The organism is Citrobacter sp. Cpo103 (genome assembly GCF_030332605.1).
In the GTDB taxonomy this organism is placed as follows: Bacteria; Pseudomonadota; Gammaproteobacteria; order Enterobacterales; family Enterobacteriaceae; genus Citrobacter; species Citrobacter portucalensis.
Genome location: NZ_JAOWHO010000018.1, coordinates 1 through 18,508 on the forward strand (window position 1 = coordinate 1; position 18,508 = coordinate 18,508).

Consider the following 18,508-nt stretch of genomic DNA (forward strand, 5'->3'; position numbering starts at 1 on the left):
TGGAGGCGCATTATAGGGAGTTTCCTGCGGCCCGCAACCCTTAAATGACAGAAAAATGACTGACTGCTGCATTCCACAGCGAAACCCCGCCTTATACCCATTTACACACAGAGTTATCCACAAACCACACGATCGTTTCTACGATCCTCTCGTTATATCAGCCTCCTTCAACAGAAAAAGAAGAGGTCAAAATCGAAAATTAAAAATTCGCGAGCGTTGCGCAAACGTTTTCGTTACAATGCCCCCGCAAAACAAGGATGCCCCGTAAGGGGCGTTAGCTGAGTTTTTAGCCAAGAATTCACCTAACGCTCTCTGTAATAGTCAAATCCAGGGGATTTACCATGCAACAACGTCGTCCAGTCCGCCGCGCTCTGCTCAGTGTTTCTGACAAGGCCGGTATCATCGAATTCGCTCAGGCACTTTCCACACGTGGTGTGGAGCTGCTGTCTACAGGTGGCACTGCGCGCCTGTTAGCGGAGAAAGGTCTGCCAGTGACCGAAGTTTCCGATTACACCGGCTTCCCGGAAATGATGGATGGACGCGTGAAGACCCTACATCCGAAAGTCCACGGCGGCATTCTTGGTCGTCGCGGTCAGGATGACGGAATTATGGAACAGCACGGTATCGCCCCTATCGATATGGTGGTTGTAAACCTGTATCCATTCGCCGAGACCGTCGCCCGTGAAGGCTGCTCGCTGGAAGATGCGGTAGAGAACATTGATATCGGCGGCCCGACCATGGTGCGTTCCGCTGCCAAGAACCATAAAGACGTAGCGATCGTTGTGAAGAGCAGCGACTACGACGCCATTATTAAAGAGATGGATGCCAACGAAGGCTCCCTGACTCTGGAAACCCGCTTTGACCTCGCGATTAAAGCCTTCGAACACACCGCCGCCTACGACAGCATGATTGCCAACTACTTCGGCAGCATGGTTCCGGCTTACCACGGTGAGAGCAAAGAGGCCGCCGGGCGTTTCCCGCGTACGCTGAACCTGAACTTTATTAAGAAGCAGGATATGCGCTACGGCGAGAACAGCCACCAGCAGGCTGCCTTCTATATAGAAGAGAATGTTAAAGAAGCGTCCGTTGCCACCGCACAGCAGGTACAGGGCAAAGCGCTTTCCTACAACAACATCGCAGATACCGACGCGGCGCTGGAGTGCGTGAAAGAGTTCAGCGAGCCAGCCTGTGTGATCGTTAAGCACGCTAACCCGTGCGGCGTGGCGGTAAGTACCTCTATTCTCGACGCTTACGACCGCGCCTATAAAACCGACCCGACCTCCGCGTTCGGCGGCATCATCGCTTTCAACCGCGAACTGGATGCCGAAACCGCGCAGGCAATTATCTCCCGTCAGTTCGTGGAAGTGATCATCGCCCCGTCCGCAACCGAAGACGCACTGAAAATCACCGCCGCCAAACAGAACGTTCGCGTTCTGACCTGCGGTCAGTGGGCACAACGTGTACCGGGCCTCGACTTCAAACGCGTTAACGGCGGTTTGCTGGTTCAGGACAGGGATCTGGGGATGGTGAGCGAAGGCGAACTGCGCGTGGTGTCCAAACGTCAGCCGACCGAGCAAGAGCTGCGCGATGCACTGTTCTGCTGGAAAGTCGCCAAGTTCGTGAAATCCAACGCCATTGTTTATGCCAAAGAGAACATGACTATCGGCATAGGCGCAGGCCAGATGAGCCGCGTGTACTCCGCAAAAATCGCCGGGATTAAAGCGGCTGACGAAGGTCTGGAAGTGAAAGGCTCTGCAATGGCCTCTGACGCCTTCTTCCCGTTCCGCGATGGTATTGATGCTGCCGCCGCCGTTGGCGTGAGCTGCGTTATCCAGCCCGGTGGTTCTATCCGTGATGACGAAGTCATTGCCGCTGCCGATGAACACGGTATCGCGATGATCTTTACCGACATGCGCCACTTCCGCCATTAATCCACGGAGCAGACGATGAAAGTATTAGTGATTGGCAACGGCGGGCGCGAGCACGCCCTGGCCTGGAAAGCCGCACAGTCCCCGCTGGTTGATACCGTTTTTGTCGCACCGGGTAACGCCGGTACCGCACTGGAGCCCGCGTTGCAGAACGTGGCTATCAGCGTCACCGATATTCCAGCTCTGCTGAGGTTTGCCCAGAACGAGAAAATTGACCTGACCATCGTCGGCCCGGAAGCGCCGCTGGTGATTGGCGTAGTCGATGCGTTCCGCGCCGCTGGCCTGAAGATCTTCGGGCCAACCGAAGGTGCTGCACAGCTGGAAGGCTCCAAAGCCTTCACCAAAGATTTCCTCGCCCGTCACCAGATCCCGACGGCAGAATATCAGAACTTCACTGAGATTGAGCCAGCGTTGGCCTATCTGCGTGAGAAAGGCGCGCCGATCGTCATCAAAGCCGACGGTCTGGCCGCCGGTAAAGGCGTTATCGTGGCGATGACGCTGGAAGAAGCTGAAGCCGCCGTTCATGACATGCTGGCAGGTAACGCTTTTGGCGATGCGGGCCACCGTATCGTTATCGAAGAGTTCCTCGACGGCGAAGAAGCGAGCTTTATCGTAATGGTCGACGGCGAGCACGTGCTGCCGATGGCCACCAGCCAGGACCACAAACGCGTAGGCAATGGCGACACTGGCCCGAACACCGGCGGTATGGGTGCTTACTCACCAGCGCCGGTGGTAACTGATGAAGTGCATCAGCGCACCATGGAACGCATTATTTGGCCAACCGTAAAAGGTATGGCGGCGGAAGGGAATACCTACACCGGTTTCCTGTACGCGGGTCTGATGATCGACAAACAGGGCAATCCGAAGGTTATCGAGTTCAACTGCCGCTTCGGCGATCCGGAAACCCAGCCGATCATGCTACGCATGAAATCGGACCTGGTGGAGCTTTGCCTGGCTGCCTGCGACGGCAAGCTGGATGAGAAAACCTCCGAGTGGGACGAGCGCGCCTCGCTGGGTGTCGTTATTGCTGCCGGAGGTTATCCGGGCAACTACAACACCGGAGATGAGATCCACGGTCTGCCGCTGGAAGAAGTAGAAGACGGAAAAGTGTTCCATGCAGGCACTAAACTCGCCGAAGACGATCGCGTGCTGACCAGCGGCGGTCGCGTGCTGTGCGCCACCGCCCTGGGTCATACTGTGGCTGAAGCGCAGAAACGCGCTTACGCCCTGATGACCGACATCCGCTGGGATGGCAGCTTCAGCCGTAACGACATCGGCTGGCGCGCCATTGAACGCGAGCAACGCTAACGCGAAATTTTCGCCAGCAGCGTTTTACGCGTAATGCCTAACTGACGGGCGGCTTCCGTTTTATTGCCGCCCGTTTTTTCCAGCGCCGCCAGAATCACCTCTTTTTCGACATCCACCAGCGGTTGGATCTCGCCACTGAATTCCGTTTTTATCGGCGTCGCGGCAATCGCCATCGGCAGCTCGCGTTCGGAAATATATTCCCCCGTCAGCAGCACCACCGAGCGCTCAATCGCATTTTCCAGTTCACGAATATTGCCCGGCCAGTCGTAGTGGATCAGCAGATCCATCGCCTGCGGAGTAAAGCCTTTCACCGCTTTACGGTTACGCGCGGCAAAACGCTGGAGAAAATGTTCGGCTAGCAGCGGAATATCTTCCCGGCGCTGGCACAGCGCTGGCATTTCAATGGTGACGACGTTCAGGCGATAATAGAGATCCTGACGAAAGCGCCCGGCGCTGACTTCTTCCGCTAGATCGCGATGCGTAGCGGCGATCAGCCGGACATCAACCGCAATAGTCTGATTGCTACCAACGCGCTGCACTTCTCGCTCCTGGATAGCCCGCAGCAGGCGCACCTGCATCAGCGGTGAAATATCACCGATTTCATCAAGAAATAACGTGCCGCCATCGGCTTCCACAAAGCGCCCTTCCCGCCGTTTATCCGCCCCGGTAAACGCCCCTTTCTCGTGACCAAAAAGTTCGGACTCCAGCAGCGATTCATTAAGCGCCGCGCAGTTGAGCGTCACCAGTGGTTTATCGAGACGGGCGCTGCTGGCATGCAGCGCCCGGGCCACCAACTCTTTACCCGTGCCGGAGTCTCCGTGAATGAGCACCGTGGCATCCGAGGGCGCAACCATCGCGATTTCATTGAGCAACTTCTGCATCGCCGGACTGCTGCCAATCATGCCAAACTGCGCAGCCGACGCCGATGGCAGTTCAGCGCCCGTTTCCCGCGTATGCGCCAGCGCCTTTTCCAGCGTCTCCTGCAGACGGTCAAAATCCAGCGGCTTGATTAAGTAGTCCAGCGCCCCGGTTTTAAGCGCCTCAACGGCGGTCTCCACGCTGGAGAACGCCGTCATGATCAAGACCGGAATCGCCGGATTCAGCGCTTTAATCTCTTTCAGCGTTGCGATGCCGTCCATCTCCGCCATGCGTACATCACACAGCACTAAATCAAATACGCGTTCGCGCACCTGTTCCAGCGCCGCTCGCCCGCTATAGGCCAGCGCGACCTCATAACCCCAGCCGCGCAGCAGCACCTGTAAAATGGTGCAGTGGCTGATATCGTCATCTACCACCAGAATATTGATTTTTCCGCGCGTCATCCTTGTTAATCCTGTTGTTTCGCTTTGGTCGGCAGCCAAAGGGTAAAGGTCGCGCCTTTGCCCTCAACGCTTGCCACCTGAATGGTGCCACCGTGCTGTTCGATAATGTTCTGCACTACCGCCAGCCCGAGGCCGGTTCCGTCAGCTTTGGTCGTATAGTAAGGCGTAAAAATGGCCTCCAGCTGTTCCGCCGCAATCCCCTTCCCAGTATCGGTAACCACAATTTTAACGCGATCGCCGCTGCTTTCATTCGCTTCAACCGTGATCGTGCCCTGACGACCAATCGCATGAATGGCGTTCAGATACAGATTCAACAAAACCTGAGTCAGTCGGTCGGGATCGGCCTGGATAGCGGGCAGCGTACAATTGGCCGAAAAGCGGAGCTGGATTTCCCGGCTTGCCGCATCCTGACTCACCAGGTGTAATGAGTGGGTGATAACCTCATTGAGATCCACCTGTTGCAGCGTCAGATGTGCAGGTTTCACCAGCTCCAGCAACTCGCTCACCACCCGATTTAAACGATCCGCCTCTTTCGCCATCACCTGTGCCAGCTCATGCGACTCGCCTCCTGCCGGGGTTCGCTCGGCAAAATACTTCGCTAACCCTTTGATCGATGAAAGCGGGTTACGAATTTCATGTGCCACCCCAGCCGCAAGATGACCGAGCGCTAACAGTTTTTCTTTACGCTTCATCGCATCCTGGAGTTCTTTGTACGAGCGCTGATAGCGCTGATACCAGAAGAACGTCAGCACGGTGGCCAGCAACACAGCCGCCAGCGCAGACAGGACTATCAGTGTGTTACGCCACTCCCTTGCCTGAGTCGCTGTCAGATCGCTGGCATCAAAGGCGATAAATATGGTTTGTGCTGGGGAGATAAGCTGCCCGTCATTGCTGGCACAGCGCGCCATGCCGTGGCGTCCTGGACCATACATCGGCTGAAACTGGCGATAAATTTCCAGTGCTGGCGTTTTTTCACCATCCCTCGCTGGAATTTCAATATTCCGCCAGCTTTCTTGCTCCCCAGGACTAAGCTGTCGCAGGACATCCGATGAATAGAGCGTTTTGCCGACCATCGCGGAATTGCTGTGGGTAATAATGACACCATGCTCATCGACGACAGCAAACCATAGCACGCCAGGCTGTACAGCCATTTCCTCCAGTAGCGTCTGCTGTTGTGCATGATGCATGCGCATCCCCATGCCTACACGCGTACCAGACTCCAGAGCGCGAATGAGCACGCTGCCTTTTTCCAGTAGCGTTTGCCGCGCGGCGCCACTTTCCCGCCCATAGTCCCGAATGGTCATAATCGAAAACCAGCCGACCAAAACCAGGATTGCCGCCAGCAAGAGTCGGCTCAACCACTTTGCCACCGTATCCTTATAAAGACGCATACGCTCTCCCTTCACCCCGCCTGTTCCTTTCATCGTTGCAGGTATACAGCAGAAATCATGCCATTTTTTCCCCCTGATAACCCTGCCCTCAGACACAAACAGCTGAAAGTAACGGGTAAAAATGACTCGCTGGCGCGTTCTGGCGAGTCATTTTTACTCGTTTCCCTGCAAAGACGGCGGGTACAACGCCCGCAGGACTGGGATTGCCGCTTTGGCACGGAAGATGCAAAAGGAAATGTAAGCTAACCAACAGGAGAACGAACGATGAAACGGAACAACAAACTGGCACTGATTGCACTTTCTCTTATCGCACTTGGCTCCACCCCAGTACTGGCACAGAATCACTGGGGATATGGTGATGGAATGCAGCAACGGGGTGGTACGCCAATGACCGCTGAGCAGCAGGCTGCTGCACAGAAAATCTATGATGATTATTATTCCCAGACCAGCGCGTTGCGCCAACAGCTGACATCCAAACGTTATGAGTACAATGCACTATTAACGGCCAGCTCGCCGGACACGGCAAAAATTAACGCCGTTGCAAAAGAGATGGAAGCGTTGAATCAGTCTCTGGACGAGCAGCGCGTTAAACGTGATGTCGCAATGGCGCAGGCTGGCGTGCCACGTGGCGCGGGAATGGGCTACGGCGGATGCGGCGGTGGCGGTAACCATCGCAGCGGCGGCCATATGGGAATGGGTCACTGGTAAAAGACTTAATGCCTGATGACGCTATACGGATCAGGCCTGCTGATTTCCTGTATTCAGGTTTTCAGAAAGTTTTGGCTGTAGGCTGCCAGTGACAAAAATCTTCATTGGCGACCAGCAGTAGCTGCGACCCTTCGGGCGCTTCCAGCCATGCCACACTCACCTCTACGGATGAATGTCTCTGGCGGCGCTCGATATGGTTTATCGCCCACGATTCCAGGTCTGGCTTCAGCGTTTCACCTTCACAGGTTGTGACTGTGTTATCCGCATGCCAACGTCCCTGACGCAATATCACCCGTCCCTGACGCAGCGCATCGCTGGTCTGGCGAATTTGATCGGCACGATAGCGGTAAAGCGCGATTTGATCGCTGGAAAGCTGCTGCTTTTGCCCGTCGACTTCACGCTGCATGAAGCTCAGTTCACCCCGGTCATCGAAGCGTATACGGACATGTTCAGCCGGTTTACTGTAAACGTTGAGTTCTATCAGAGAGAGCGAATCACCCTGCCAGCGGTATTCACTGGTAGTAGTTTCGCCTTTACGCCACGGACTAAATACCGAGAGCAAGTGAACATCGTCACCGGAGTCTTTACGCCAAATGCGTACCGCCCCCTGATCGCCAACATAGCCGCTGGCCGTGAAAGGAGGAAGCTCAGAATGGCTACCGCAGGCAGACAGTAACAGAACACCTGAAAGCCAAAGCGTATGACGCCAGATGGACAAAAGGGGCGAAACCGCCCCTTCGTTAAAACTGTTCACTGCCACGCGAATTACTTAACCGCGTCTTTCAGTGCTTTACCAGAAACAAATGCCGGTACGTTAGCTGCGGCGATTTTGATTTCTTTACCGGTCTGCGGGTTGCGGCCAGTGCGCTCAGCACGGTGGTTCACTTTGAAGGTACCGAAACCAACCAGTTGTACAGCATCGCCTTCTTTCAGAGACTCAGTAATAGCAGCCAGAGTGGATTCCAGAGCAGCTTTAGCCTGTGTTTTAGACAGTTCTGCTTTGTCTGCAATTACATCAATCAGTTGAGTCTTGTTCATAAGTTATCCTTACAATGTGTTTATCGCTTGCTAAGCATCGAGTGCGACGGAAATGCCAGAAAAGCACTCTCCTGCATACACGCACCGATAGCCACTTTTTTTCGCCCCCCAAATGTAGACCAGACCGGGGGCGGATGGGAAGCCTTCAGGCACGACAAATCAGGCGTTAAATCACGTTTTGTGGTGTCATTGCTGAAAATTTATACCAATATTGCTCTCGCCAGCCTCGCGCAGGTCTGCACGCAGCCCTTTTATCAGCTCAATATCGCGTTCTTCACAGTCGGCTAAAAGTCGGAAAATTTCCCACTGAATATCCCATTCTTGCTCAACGGCAGGGTTCTCTTTGAGCTCTTCATCGGTCATTTCGCGACCAGCCTGAGTCATTTCCAGCATCGCAACCGTCGTAATCGAAGCCTTACTAACTTCGATTGCATGCTCCAGCGTTTCACCGCTAAGACGCGAATGCATCAGTTCGCTTAATGCCACACAAGCATCAATCGCCGGATAAACACCGTACAGATCGTAATCGTCTGCAGAAGGAATGGCCTCTTCAAACTTTTCCAGCTGGCTGTCGAAATTGATTTTCGCGTCTTTAACCGTCAGCGCTTCCCAAATCAGATCCAGAATTCGGCGGTAAATCTGTCCATCGCCAAATTCAGTTTGCTTGCAGAACATGGCGTAGTTTGGGTACATGCGTTCGCACAGACAGGCCATAAACGTGACGTGCTGCCAGCTTTCCAGCTTCTCCAGACGCAGGTGAATCGGATTTTGTAACATGATGAGTTCTCAAATACGGAAATTAGCCGCAGTTTACCCGATATGGGGCGTTTTTGCTGCAAGCCGAGTAAAAGCCGGGCGTTCGGATGCCACCGCATCCGCCCAGCGTGTTGGTTCCGGCAAACGATAGCCGTTCATACAGCGTTGAACCCACGCTAGTGCGCTGTCCATACTCACGCGGTGGCCCGTAGAAATAAACAACGGGTTACAGCGCGCTTTGCTGCGCCAGACCCATGCCAGTTGTTCGCCTTTATCCAGCAACGGCGCTAGCGCACCAGGTTCAGCAGCGAGCGGTTCAAACTTGCCGCACAATCGTTTTTTCGCCACACCAATCGTTGGCACGTCCACCAGCAGGCCAAAATGGCTGGCCACGCCCAGACGACGCGGGTGAGAAATGCCATGACCGTCAACGAACAGCAGATCTGGCTTGTACGAGAGCAGTTGCCAGGCGGCCATCAGCGCGGGAGTTTCACGAAAGGAGAGAAATCCGGGTATGTAGGGCATGGTGGTGGCGATACGCGCCACCTTGTATTCGACCAGTTCAAGCGTGGGATACTTCAGCAAAACCATTGCGGCTCGCGTCACTTCGCCACCCTGCTCAAACCCAACGTCCGCCCCGCCGATCAGATCCGGCGGATCGTTCTTCAGACGATCCTCGCGGATCACTGAAGAAGCCAGTTCAAGCTGCTGCGCGCGTAATGACGCGAGATCCATGATGACTCCTTAGCGGTGGTACTGTTCGGACAACCGATGTACCGCCTCCACAAAGACACCCGCATGTTCTGGCGGGACGTCCTGATGAATGCCGTGGCCCAGGTTAAAGACATGCCCTTCACCCTGACCAAATCCGGCCAGAATTGTCGCCACCTCTTCTTCGATGCGGGCCGGCGGCGCATACAGCATGGACGGATCCATATTGCCCTGTAACGCCACTTTATGACCTACACGACGACGCGCATCGGCAATGTCAGTGGTCCAGTCGAGACCTAACGCATCACAGCCGGTTTCCGCCATCGCTTCCAGCCACTGACCACCGCCTTTGGTAAACAGGGTCACCGGTACGCGACGACCTTCGTTCTCGCGCAGCAGGCCATCAACGATTTTGTGCATGTAGTACAAAGAAAACTGCTGATAGTCGCGACCGGTCAGCACGCCACCCCAGGTGTCGAAAATCATCACCGACTGCGCACCCGCTTTGATCTGCGCGTTCAGGTACAGCGTGACGCTCTTCGCCAGCTTATCAAGCAGCAGATGCAGCGCTTTAGGGTCGGCGTACATCATCTTTTTAATCACGGTGAAGGCTTTGCTGCTGCCGCCTTCAACCATGTAGGTCGCCAGCGTCCACGGGCTACCGGAGAAGCCGATCAGCGGCACTTCGCCTTTCAGTTCACGACGGATAGTGCGCACCGCGTTCATCACGTACCCCAGCCCATCTTCCGGGTCCGGGATCGGCAGTTTGTCGACATCAGCCTTGCTGGTAATCGGAGAGGTGAAGCGTGGGCCTTCTCCTGCTTCAAAATACAGCCCGAGTCCCATCGCATCCGGGATCGTCAGGATATCCGAGAAGAGGATCGCGGCATCAAGTTTATAGCGACGCAGCGGCTGTAGCGTGACTTCGCAGGCCAGCTCGGCATTTTTGCACAGCGCCATAAAATCGCCCGCTTCGGCACGGGTAGCTTTGTATTCCGGTAGATAGCGGCCTGCCTGGCGCATCATCCATACCGGAGTGACATCAACGGGCTGGCGCAGCAGCGCACGCAGATAACGATCGTTCTTCAGTTCGGTCATTTTTGCAGTTCCTTATTGCGTCAGTCCATCAGTGTATCACCACTCGCTCTTTACTCGTACTCAGCCCGACACATTGCCACAGTGTCTTCAATCAATCGACGCGCGACAGTACCCGGCGGGGGTAAGAGCGGTAAGTCGTCATAGCGATACCAGTTCGCTTCCAGCAGCTCTTTCGGGTCGATGACGATTTCGCCGCTATCATACTCCGCCATAAATGCGGTCATCAAAGACTGCGGGAACGGCCATGGCTGAGAAGTGACATAGCGCAGGTTTTTCACCTTAATACCGCTTTCCTCCATAACTTCACGCGCCACCGCCTGTTCTAAGGTCTCACCCACTTCGACAAAACCCGCCAGTACGGTATGCACGCCGTTACGATGCCGAACATGTTGGGCAAGCAGGATGGAATCATCTCGGCGAATAGCGACGATTATGCACGGGGCAATTTGCGGGTAATAACGTTCACGGCAGTGGCTACAGAGCATCGCCCACTCCGTTTTACTCGGGTGCATGGGATGGCCGCAGTAGCCACAGAATTTATGCGAGCGATAGAACTCCGCCAGCTGTACGCCGCGTCCGGCCAGTTGAAACAGGCCAACATCCTGGTCAATGACCTGGCGCACCGACCCCATATCGTGTCGACGCTGCTGCTGCACCAGCCAGACAGTCTCCCCTTCCCACTCGCCTATTGGCAGCGCGCGCTGACCAATCAGATCAAAACGGGCTGCGTCGCCATAAGGTAGCTCGCCATGAGGTAACCATAACTTTTGCTCATGACTGACGATCCACCAGCCGCTATCTAATTTTTCAATTATACGATCCATATCTCTTGCGCAACCTTTGCTTCACAGGCATGTTGTTTACATTATTTTTACATTTACGGGTGAGCAGTTCCTAAACACCATCTTGCGGAGTCAATCATGCTAAACCAGCTGGAAAGCCTGACGGAGCACGTCGGAGGAAGTAATAAACTGGTTGATCGCTGGCTACATGTACGTAAGCACCTGCTCGTGGCTTACTACAATCTGGTTGGCATTAAGCCTGGCAAAGAATCGTACATGCGACTCAATGAAAAGGCGCTGGATGATTTTTGTCAGAGCCTGGTCGATTACCTCTCCACCGGACACTTCAGTATTTATGAACGTATTCTCCATAAATTGGAAGGGAACGGGCAGCTTTTAAAAGCCACAAAAATTTGGCCGCTGCTGGAAGCCAATACGCAGCTGATCATGGACTACTATGACTCCAGCCTGGAAACTGCGATTGATCATGATAACTTCCTTGAATTTCAACAGGTTTTATCGGATCTCGGCGAGGCACTGGAAGCCCGATTCGTGCTGGAAGATAAGCTGATCATGCTGGTATTTGACGCAATGCACGAGAGTAGCACTCTCAAACGTCATGCTTGAGATTTGCGGCATTAACGCGTAGTTTACATTCATTACCTCTTTATTGAGGTTACTTCTTGTCGGAGTGCTTATTTTCCACAGCAGCATGAGTGGAAAAGGCTGAGACCGTTAATTCGGGATCCGCGGAACCTGATCAGGTTAAAACCTGCGAAGGGAACAAGAGTCAATCTACAATAGCATCGCCCCCGGGCGAGCTTCTCTCTTGCTTCATCCGTCGTCTGACAAGCCATATCCTTACTTTTATTTGGAATGAGCTATGTCTGCCACTACTAAACCATCACGCCGCGAACAGCGCGCTCAAGCCCAACACTTTATCGATACCCTGGAAGGGACCGCCTTCCCTAACTCAAAACGCATCTATATCACCGGTTCGCAGCCGGATATCCGCATTCCGATGCGCGAAATTCAGCTCAGCCCGACGCTGACTGGCGGTAGCAAAGACAACCCGCAGTTCGAAGAAAACGAAGCCGTTCCGGTATACGACACCTCCGGACCGTATGGCGATCCTGACGTGGCGATTAACGTCCAGCAGGGCCTGGCAAAGCTGCGCCAGCCGTGGATTGCGGCGCGTAACGATAGCGAAGAATTAGACGACCGGAGTTCCGCTTATACCAAAGAACGTCTGGCCGACGATGGCCTGGACGATCTGCGTTTCACCGGCCTGCTGACGCCAAAGCGCGCCAAAGCGGGTAAACGAGTCACCCAACTGTACTACGCCCGCCAGGGAATAGTGACCCCAGAGATGGAGTTCATCGCCATCCGTGAAAACATGGGCCGCGAGCGCATTCGCAGTGAAGTGCTTCGCCACCAGCATCCGGGGATGAACTTTGGTGCACGCCTGCCGGAAAACATTACGCCGGAATTCGTGCGTGATGAAGTGGCCGCGGGCCGCGCGATTATTCCTGCCAACATCAACCACCCGGAATCCGAGCCGATGATTATCGGTCGCAACTTCCTGGTGAAGGTTAACGCCAACATCGGTAACTCTGCCGTCACCTCCTCCATTGAAGAGGAGGTAGAGAAGCTGGTGTGGTCGACGCGCTGGGGCGCTGACACGGTGATGGATCTCTCCACCGGTCGCTATATCCACGAAACCCGCGAGTGGATCCTGCGTAACAGTCCGGTACCGATCGGTACTGTGCCGATCTACCAGGCGCTGGAGAAGGTCAACGGGATCGCCGAAGATCTCACCTGGGAAGCCTTCCGCGACACGCTGCTGGAGCAGGCCGAACAGGGCGTCGACTACTTCACCATTCACGCGGGCGTGCTGCTGCGCTACGTGCCGATGACTGCCAAACGCCTGACCGGCATTGTCTCACGCGGCGGTTCAATTATGGCGAAATGGTGCCTTTCTCATCACAAAGAGAACTTCCTGTACGAACATTTCCGCGAGATTTGCGAAATCTGCGCCGCCTACGACGTCTCTTTGTCGCTGGGTGACGGCCTGCGCCCAGGTTCAATTCAGGATGCGAACGACGAAGCGCAGTTCTCCGAGCTGCATACGCTGGGCGAGCTGACCAAAATCGCCTGGGAATACGACGTGCAGGTGATGATAGAAGGCCCAGGTCATGTGCCCATGCATATGATCCAGCGCAACATGACCGAAGAGCTGGAGCACTGCCATGAAGCACCGTTCTACACCTTAGGGCCGTTGACGACCGACATCGCGCCAGGCTACGACCACTTCACTTCCGGGATCGGTGCGGCGATGATCGGCTGGTTTGGCTGCGCGATGCTGTGCTACGTCACGCCAAAAGAGCACCTCGGCCTGCCGAACAAAGAAGATGTGAAGCAAGGGCTGATTACCTACAAGATTGCCGCCCACGCCGCTGACTTAGCAAAAGGTCATCCAGGCGCGCAGATCCGCGATAACGCCATGTCGAAAGCGCGTTTCGAATTCCGCTGGGAAGACCAGTTTAACCTCGCGCTCGACCCGTTCACCGCCCGCGCCTACCACGATGAAACACTGCCACAGGAGTCCGGCAAGGTCGCCCACTTCTGCTCCATGTGCGGGCCGAAGTTCTGCTCGATGAAAATCAGCCAGGAGGTTCGCGACTACGCTGCTGCACAAACGATTGAAGTCGGCATGGCGGATATGTCGGAGAACTTCCGAGCCAAAGGCGGCGAAATCTACCTCAAAAAAGAGGAGGCGTAATGTACCAGCCTGATTTCCCGACCGTGCCGTTTCGCCTCGGGCTTTACCCGGTGGTAGACAGCGTGGAATGGATTGAACGCTTGCTGCAGGCGGGCGTACGCACAATCCAACTGCGCATTAAAGATAAGCGTGATGAAGAGGTCGAAGCCGACGTTATGGCCGCCATTGAACTGGGTCGTCGCTATAACGCCCGCCTGTTTATCAACGACTACTGGCGTCTGGCAATTAAGCACCGCGCTTACGGCGTACATCTGGGCCAGGAAGACCTTGAAACCACCGACCTGAAGGCGATCCAGGCGGCGGAGCTACGCCTGGGGGTCTCCACTCACGATGATATGGAGATTGACGTCGCGCTCGCCGCTAAGCCTTCTTATATCGCGCTGGGTCATGTCTTCCCCACGCAAACCAAACAGATGCCTTCCGCCCCGCAGGGACTTACGCAACTGGCAAACCATATTGAACGATTAGCGGATTACCCGACCGTCGCCATTGGCGGTATCAGCCTTGAGCGCGCCCCGGCAGTACTGGCGACCGGCGTCGGCAGCATTGCCGTGGTCAGCGCCATTACCCAGGCGGCTGACTGGCAGGTCGCTACGGCCCAACTACTGGATATCGCGGGAGTGGGCGATGAATGACCGCGACTTTATGCGTTACAGCCGGCAGATCCTGCTCGGCGATATCGCCATTGAAGGCCAGCAAAAGCTACTCGATAGCCATGTGCTGATTGTCGGTTTAGGCGGGTTAGGTTCGCCTGCCGCGCTGTATCTGGCGGGAGCAGGCATCGGAAAACTGACGCTGGTAGACGATGACGACATTCATCTGAGCAATCTGCAGCGCCAGATCCTGTTTACCACTGATGATATCGCACGTTCAAAATCGCAGGTTGCCCAGCAGCGCCTGACGCGGCTCAACCCGGATATCGAGCTGGTGTCACTCCAGCAGCGACTGAAAGGCGATGCGCTTCGGCATGCGGTAGCGCGTGCCGATGTGGTGCTCGACTGTACCGATAACATGGCCACGCGCCAGGAAATTAACGCCGCCTGCGTAACGCTCAACACCCCGCTCGTCACCGCCAGCGCCGTCGGCTTTGGCGGCCAACTGATGGTGCTGACGCCCCCGTGGGAACAAGGATGTTACCGCTGCCTGTGGCCGGACGATGTAGAGCCCGAACGCAATTGCCGTACCGCCGGTATCGTCGGACCGGTTGTGGGCGTGATGGGCACCTTGCAGGCGTTGGAAGCGATTAAATTGCTCAGCGGTATTGAGACGCCCAGCGGAGAGCTACGCCTGTTTGACGGTAAAACCAGCCAGTGGCGCAGCTTCGCACTACGACGTGCCAGCGGCTGCCCGGTATGCGGAGGGCAACATGCAGATTCAGTTCAATGATGAGCCGATGCAGTGCGCCGAAGGACAAACCGTCAGTGGGCTGCTCACTACGCTTAATCAGCTTAAACCGGGCGCGGCGCTGGCGCTCAATCAGCAGATCCTCCCGCGCGAGCAGTGGGAGCAGCAAATCGTGCAGGAAGGCGACCAGATCCTGCTTTTTCAGGTTATTGCAGGGGGTTGATATGTTACGTATTGCCGACAAAACGTTTGATTCGCATCTGTTCACCGGCACCGGAAAATTTGCTTCATCGCAGCTGATGGTCGAGGCGATTCGCGCCTCCGGCAGCCAACTGGTAACGCTGGCCATGAAGCGCGTGGATTTGCGTCAGCACAACGATGCCATTCTGGCACCGCTGGTAGACGCTGGTGTGACGCTGTTGCCCAACACTTCGGGGGCAAAAACCGCTGAAGAGGCGATTTTTGCTGCCCAGTTGGCGCGTGAAGCGCTGGGCACAAACTGGCTGAAATTAGAAATCCATCCGGACGCCCGCTGGCTGTTACCCGATCCAATCGAAACATTGAAAGCCGCAGAAGTACTGGTGAAAAAGGGCTTCGTGGTACTGCCTTACTGTGGCGCAGATCCGGTGCTGTGCAAACGACTGGAAGAAGTAGGCTGTTCTGCAGTCATGCCGCTCGGCGCGCCCATCGGTTCTAATCAGGGGCTGGAAACCAAAGCGATGCTGGAGATTATTATCCAACAGGCGACCGTGCCGGTGGTGGTTGATGCAGGCATCGGCGTCCCCAGCCACGCCACGCAGGCGCTGGAAATGGGCGCCGACGCGGTGCTGGTCAATACGGCAATCGCGGTAGCCGACAGCCCGGTGATGATGGCAACCGCCTTCCGTCTGGCCGTTGAAGCTGGCTTGCTGGCACGCCAGGCGGTACCAGGAAGCAAAAGTTCGCAGGCAAGTCCCACCAGCCCGTTAACCGGATTCCTGGAGGCCTTCGCATGAAAACGTTCAGTGACCGCTGGCAACAGCTGGACTGGGACGACATCCGCCTGCGTATCAACGGTAAAACCACCGCTGACGTGGAGCGCGCCCTCAACGCTTCGCATCTTAGTCGCGACGATCTGATGGCATTGCTCTCTCCTGTCGCCGCCGATTATCTGGAGCCGCTGGCGCAACGGGCGCAAAAGCTCACCCGCCAGCGTTTTGGCAACACGGTGAGCTTTTACGTGCCGTTGTATCTCTCCAACCTTTGCGCCAACGACTGCACCTACTGCGGTTTTTCGATGAGCAACCGTATCAAACGTAAAACGCTGGACGAAGATGAGATAACACGGGAGTGTGCGGCTATCCGTGAGCTGGGCTTTGAGCATCTGCTGCTGGTCACCGGTGAACATCAGGCAAAAGTGGGGATGTATTATTTTCGTCGCCATTTGCCCGCCATTCGCCGCCAGTTTGCCTCTTTACAGATGGAGGTACAGCCGTTATCAGAAGCTGAATATGCAGAGCTGAAGACGCTGGGGCTGGATGGCGTGATGGTGTATCAGGAGAGCTACCATGAGGCAACTTACGCTCGTCACCATTTAAAAGGGAAAAAGCAGGATTTCTTCTGGCGCCTGGAAACGCCGGACAGGCTGGGCCGCGCAGGGATCGACAAAATCGGTCTTGGCGCGTTGATTGGTTTGTCCGACAGCTGGCGGGTTGATTGCTATATGGTGGCTGAACATCTGCTATGGATGCAGCAGCATTACTGGCAGAGCCGTTACTCTATCTCCTTCCCTCGCCTGCGCCCATGCACCGGAGGCGTTGAGCCTGCATCGATCATGGATGAGCGACAGTTGGTCCAGACCATTTGCGCGTTTCGTTTACTGGCGCCAGAAATTGAGCTGTCGCTTTCCACCCGCGAATCGCCATGGTTCCGTGACCATGTGATCCCATTGGCGATCAACAACGTCAGCGCCTTCTCAAAAACCCAGCCCGGTGGTTATGCTGATAACCACCCTGAACTGGAACAGTTCTCCCCGCACGACGATCGTCGCCCAGAAGCCGTTGCTGAAGCACTCATGGCGCGGGGATTACAGCCAGTATGGAAAGACTGGGACAGCTATCTGGGGCGCGCTTCACAGGTACCGTAAGTCAGGAGCGATCGCATAAAACGAAAAAACCCGCTTTCGCGGGTTTTTTCTTCACTGGCACTTAACTGCTCAGGCTCTGGCCTTCATCGCTATCGTAAGCGTTCGTGAAATTATCGGCGTTTACAGCGCGACAACGTTAACAGCAGACGGGCCTTTAGCGCCATTCTCCACGGAGAACTCCACCTTTTGACCTTCGTCTAATGTTTTAAAATCGTTACTCTGGATAGCGGAGAAATGCACAAACACATCCTTGCTACCATCCTGAGGAGTGATAAAACCGAAGCCTTTATCAGAGTTAAACCATTTTACTAAACCAGTCATTTTGTTAGACATAGATACTTCCTTTCATGTTTTTGAGCCGCATATGCAGCGAAGATGGCCTGTTTTGCAGAAATTAACTTATGGGGCACTTAGGGAGGAGGCTCATGAAGAAGAGTATCTGAGGATAACGCTTGAACTGAGAACTGCTTTACTAAAACTGCTTGCATAAGGTCTGTGTTCCAAACCGATGTCGCTATAGTAGCCCTACTTCTAATCATTAAGCAAGCATTAATTTTTTTAATACCCACTGAGTGATGCAATGTTGAACCATCGCGGCCAAGCATCCTGGATAACAGCTTGATCTACAATGAACAAAAGCCCCGACTATTGCAGTCAGGGCTTTACGTTACTACACACTTCAAATTTAACATTAATAAACTTAACGATTTAATACTGCTGATGGTACTACTTTAAAATGTACACGTTTACTATAGATAATATTGGATATTGATACTAACTAAAGCTTTCCTCTATTTACCGTTAAACACATTCCACCCGCTTGATAATAGAACTCAAGGCTGGTGACCTAAACAAGTACACTTCCCCTCGCGACATATACTCTTTGATGCGTTGCCTTATTTCCCTCGTGATAACCAAAAAAGAAGAAATCACGAACATTTACTATTAAATCATGGCGTTACATCGTCGCGTTTTACTGATTTTTTGCGATTAGATATATCAACTACGTGGCCTGAAAGCATTGTCGAGGTGAAAAAATAGCGTTTTCAGCATCGACTATCCCATACAAAAAATACTTCGTGGCCTTTATCGCAAACCCCAATCAAGCTCTACTAACACTTACTACGTTAACAGCAAACTACAATTTCTCCGCTGTTAAGTATTAACATACGGGTTTAAAAAACGCTGTCAATACTGTTTTTTATAACATGTATT

The 18,508-nt window shown here is 54.5% G+C and carries 20 protein-coding genes and 1 riboswitch; of the genes, 11 read left to right on the forward strand and 9 right to left on the reverse strand.

The window, feature by feature from the left end:
- The first annotated feature begins 341 nt into the window (after positions 1 to 341).
- A complete protein-coding gene (gene purH, locus OGX89_RS00955) occupies positions 342 to 1,931 on the forward strand; it encodes a bifunctional phosphoribosylaminoimidazolecarboxamide formyltransferase/IMP cyclohydrolase (RefSeq protein ID WP_003826795.1) in 1,590 nt (529 codons plus the stop codon).
- 15 nt (positions 1,932 to 1,946) lie between these two features.
- Entirely contained in the window at positions 1,947 to 3,236 is a 1,290-nt protein-coding gene (gene purD, locus OGX89_RS00960; RefSeq protein WP_003826797.1) for a phosphoribosylamine--glycine ligase, read from the forward strand.
- On the opposite strand, the gene zraR is transcribed toward purD, so the two are convergent.
- Together zraR and zraS are read right to left on the reverse strand one after the other, a co-directional pair.
- Positions 3,233 to 4,558 carry a sigma-54-dependent response regulator transcription factor ZraR gene (gene zraR, locus OGX89_RS00965; protein ID WP_126957833.1) on the reverse strand — a complete coding sequence of 442 codons (1,326 nt, stop codon included), beginning with the start codon at positions 4,556 to 4,558 and terminating at the stop codon, positions 3,233 to 3,235. The two genes, purD and zraR, sit on opposite strands and share 4 nt — an antisense overlap.
- Before the next feature lie 5 nt (positions 4,559 to 4,563).
- A complete protein-coding gene (gene zraS, locus OGX89_RS00970) occupies positions 4,564 to 5,949 on the reverse strand; it encodes a two-component system sensor histidine kinase ZraS (RefSeq protein ID WP_126957831.1) in 1,386 nt (461 codons plus the stop codon).
- Between the two features lie 57 nt (positions 5,950 to 6,006).
- Between zraS and OGX89_RS00975 the strand changes: the two genes are divergently transcribed.
- The gene (locus OGX89_RS00975; RefSeq protein WP_032934137.1) at positions 6,007 to 6,195 is read left to right on the forward strand and encodes a hypothetical protein; all 189 of its coding nucleotides are present in this window, start codon (positions 6,007 to 6,009) and stop codon (positions 6,193 to 6,195) included.
- Between the two features lie 18 nt (positions 6,196 to 6,213).
- A complete protein-coding gene (gene zraP / locus OGX89_RS00980; protein ID WP_063942036.1) occupies positions 6,214 to 6,657 on the forward strand; it encodes a zinc resistance sensor/chaperone ZraP in 444 nt (147 codons plus the stop codon).
- Between the two features lie 61 nt (positions 6,658 to 6,718).
- Here zraP and OGX89_RS00985 read toward each other — a convergent pair whose 3' ends face one another.
- From OGX89_RS00985 to nudC, 6 genes are all read right to left on the reverse strand, one after another.
- Complete coding sequence (locus OGX89_RS00985; protein ID WP_032945667.1) at positions 6,719 to 7,411, reverse strand: DUF1481 domain-containing protein; 693 nt, start codon at positions 7,409 to 7,411, stop codon at positions 6,719 to 6,721.
- A gap of 11 nt (positions 7,412 to 7,422) precedes the next feature.
- Entirely contained in the window at positions 7,423 to 7,695 is a 273-nt protein-coding gene (hupA, locus tag OGX89_RS00990) for a nucleoid-associated protein HU-alpha (protein ID WP_001044509.1), read from the reverse strand.
- Positions 7,696 to 7,881: 186 nt separating this feature from the next.
- Positions 7,882 to 8,472: a YjaG family protein gene (locus OGX89_RS00995; protein WP_003842015.1), complete on the reverse strand. Its 591-nt coding sequence runs from the start codon at positions 8,470 to 8,472 to the stop codon at positions 7,882 to 7,884.
- Positions 8,473 to 8,505: 33 nt separating this feature from the next.
- Positions 8,506 to 9,186 carry a deoxyribonuclease V gene (gene nfi / locus OGX89_RS01000; RefSeq protein WP_126957829.1) on the reverse strand — a complete coding sequence of 227 codons (681 nt, stop codon included), beginning with the start codon at positions 9,184 to 9,186 and terminating at the stop codon, positions 8,506 to 8,508.
- Positions 9,187 to 9,195: 9 nt separating this feature from the next.
- A complete protein-coding gene (hemE, locus tag OGX89_RS01005) occupies positions 9,196 to 10,260 on the reverse strand; it encodes a uroporphyrinogen decarboxylase (protein WP_003826889.1) in 1,065 nt (354 codons plus the stop codon).
- 50 nt (positions 10,261 to 10,310) lie between these two features.
- Positions 10,311 to 11,084 (reverse strand): NAD(+) diphosphatase, encoded by a 774-nt coding sequence (gene nudC, locus OGX89_RS01010; protein ID WP_003033074.1) that lies wholly within the window; start codon positions 11,082 to 11,084, stop codon positions 10,311 to 10,313.
- 96 nt (positions 11,085 to 11,180) lie between these two features.
- Here nudC and OGX89_RS01015 point away from each other — a divergent pair, with 96 nt between their 5' ends.
- From OGX89_RS01015 to thiH, 7 genes are all read left to right on the forward strand, one after another.
- A complete protein-coding gene (locus tag OGX89_RS01015; protein WP_003826892.1) occupies positions 11,181 to 11,669 on the forward strand; it encodes an Rsd/AlgQ family anti-sigma factor in 489 nt (162 codons plus the stop codon).
- 50 nt (positions 11,670 to 11,719) lie between these two features.
- Positions 11,720 to 11,842, forward strand: a riboswitch (TPP riboswitch).
- A gap of 83 nt (positions 11,843 to 11,925) precedes the next feature.
- Complete coding sequence (gene thiC, locus OGX89_RS01020; RefSeq protein WP_126957827.1) at positions 11,926 to 13,824, forward strand: phosphomethylpyrimidine synthase ThiC; 1,899 nt, start codon at positions 11,926 to 11,928, stop codon at positions 13,822 to 13,824.
- Entirely contained in the window at positions 13,824 to 14,459 is a 636-nt protein-coding gene (gene thiE / locus OGX89_RS01025; protein ID WP_003826898.1) for a thiamine phosphate synthase, read from the forward strand. The genes thiC and thiE overlap by 1 nt, the downstream gene beginning before the upstream one ends.
- Positions 14,452 to 15,210, forward strand: coding sequence for a HesA/MoeB/ThiF family protein (locus OGX89_RS01030; RefSeq protein ID WP_003826902.1), 759 nt, complete (start codon positions 14,452 to 14,454; stop codon positions 15,208 to 15,210). Before thiE ends, OGX89_RS01030 begins: the two co-directional genes overlap by 8 nt.
- The gene (gene thiS, locus OGX89_RS01035; protein WP_032934139.1) at positions 15,191 to 15,391 is read left to right on the forward strand and encodes a sulfur carrier protein ThiS; all 201 of its coding nucleotides are present in this window, start codon (positions 15,191 to 15,193) and stop codon (positions 15,389 to 15,391) included. Before OGX89_RS01030 ends, thiS begins: the two co-directional genes overlap by 20 nt.
- Before the next feature lies 1 nt (position 15,392).
- The gene (gene thiG / locus OGX89_RS01040; protein ID WP_057068781.1) at positions 15,393 to 16,163 is read left to right on the forward strand and encodes a thiazole synthase; all 771 of its coding nucleotides are present in this window, start codon (positions 15,393 to 15,395) and stop codon (positions 16,161 to 16,163) included.
- Positions 16,160 to 17,293: a 2-iminoacetate synthase ThiH gene (thiH, locus tag OGX89_RS01045; protein WP_286559772.1), complete on the forward strand. Its 1,134-nt coding sequence runs from the start codon at positions 16,160 to 16,162 to the stop codon at positions 17,291 to 17,293. Before thiG ends, thiH begins: the two co-directional genes overlap by 4 nt.
- 120 nt (positions 17,294 to 17,413) lie before the next feature.
- Here thiH and cspG read toward each other — a convergent pair whose 3' ends face one another.
- Positions 17,414 to 17,626, reverse strand: a complete 213-nt coding sequence (gene cspG, locus OGX89_RS01050; RefSeq protein ID WP_003033098.1) for a cold shock protein CspG — start codon at positions 17,624 to 17,626, stop codon at positions 17,414 to 17,416.
- Positions 17,627 to 18,508 lie beyond the last annotated feature (882 nt).

Bases quoted from the DNA above. Each gene is read 5' to 3' on its own strand.
- purH (WP_003826795.1), top strand. From the start codon at position 342: ATGCAACAACGTCGTCCAGTCCGCCGCGCTCTGCTCAGTGTTTCTGAC.
- purD (WP_003826797.1), top strand. From the start codon at position 1,947: ATGAAAGTATTAGTGATTGGCAACGGCGGGCGCGAGCACGCCCTGGCC.
- zraR (WP_126957833.1), bottom strand. From the start codon at position 4,558: ATGACGCGCGGAAAAATCAATATTCTGGTGGTAGATGACGATATCAGC.
- zraS (WP_126957831.1), bottom strand. From the start codon at position 5,949: ATGCGTCTTTATAAGGATACGGTGGCAAAGTGGTTGAGCCGACTCTTG.
- OGX89_RS00975 (WP_032934137.1), top strand. From the start codon at position 6,007: ATGCCATTTTTTCCCCCTGATAACCCTGCCCTCAGACACAAACAGCTG.
- zraP (WP_063942036.1), top strand. From the start codon at position 6,214: ATGAAACGGAACAACAAACTGGCACTGATTGCACTTTCTCTTATCGCA.
- hupA (WP_001044509.1), bottom strand. From the start codon at position 7,695: ATGAACAAGACTCAACTGATTGATGTAATTGCAGACAAAGCAGAACTG.
- OGX89_RS00995 (WP_003842015.1), bottom strand. From the start codon at position 8,472: ATGTTACAAAATCCGATTCACCTGCGTCTGGAGAAGCTGGAAAGCTGG.
- nfi (WP_126957829.1), bottom strand. From the start codon at position 9,186: ATGGATCTCGCGTCATTACGCGCGCAGCAGCTTGAACTGGCTTCTTCA.
- hemE (WP_003826889.1), bottom strand. From the start codon at position 10,260: ATGACCGAACTGAAGAACGATCGTTATCTGCGTGCGCTGCTGCGCCAG.
- nudC (WP_003033074.1), bottom strand. From the start codon at position 11,084: ATGGATCGTATAATTGAAAAATTAGATAGCGGCTGGTGGATCGTCAGT.
- OGX89_RS01015 (WP_003826892.1), top strand. From the start codon at position 11,181: ATGCTAAACCAGCTGGAAAGCCTGACGGAGCACGTCGGAGGAAGTAAT.
- thiC (WP_126957827.1), top strand. From the start codon at position 11,926: ATGTCTGCCACTACTAAACCATCACGCCGCGAACAGCGCGCTCAAGCC.
- thiE (WP_003826898.1), top strand. From the start codon at position 13,824: ATGTACCAGCCTGATTTCCCGACCGTGCCGTTTCGCCTCGGGCTTTAC.
- OGX89_RS01030 (WP_003826902.1), top strand. From the start codon at position 14,452: ATGAATGACCGCGACTTTATGCGTTACAGCCGGCAGATCCTGCTCGGC.
- thiS (WP_032934139.1), top strand. From the start codon at position 15,191: ATGCAGATTCAGTTCAATGATGAGCCGATGCAGTGCGCCGAAGGACAA.
- thiG (WP_057068781.1), top strand. From the start codon at position 15,393: ATGTTACGTATTGCCGACAAAACGTTTGATTCGCATCTGTTCACCGGC.
- thiH (WP_286559772.1), top strand. From the start codon at position 16,160: ATGAAAACGTTCAGTGACCGCTGGCAACAGCTGGACTGGGACGACATC.
- cspG (WP_003033098.1), bottom strand. From the start codon at position 17,626: ATGTCTAACAAAATGACTGGTTTAGTAAAATGGTTTAACTCTGATAAA.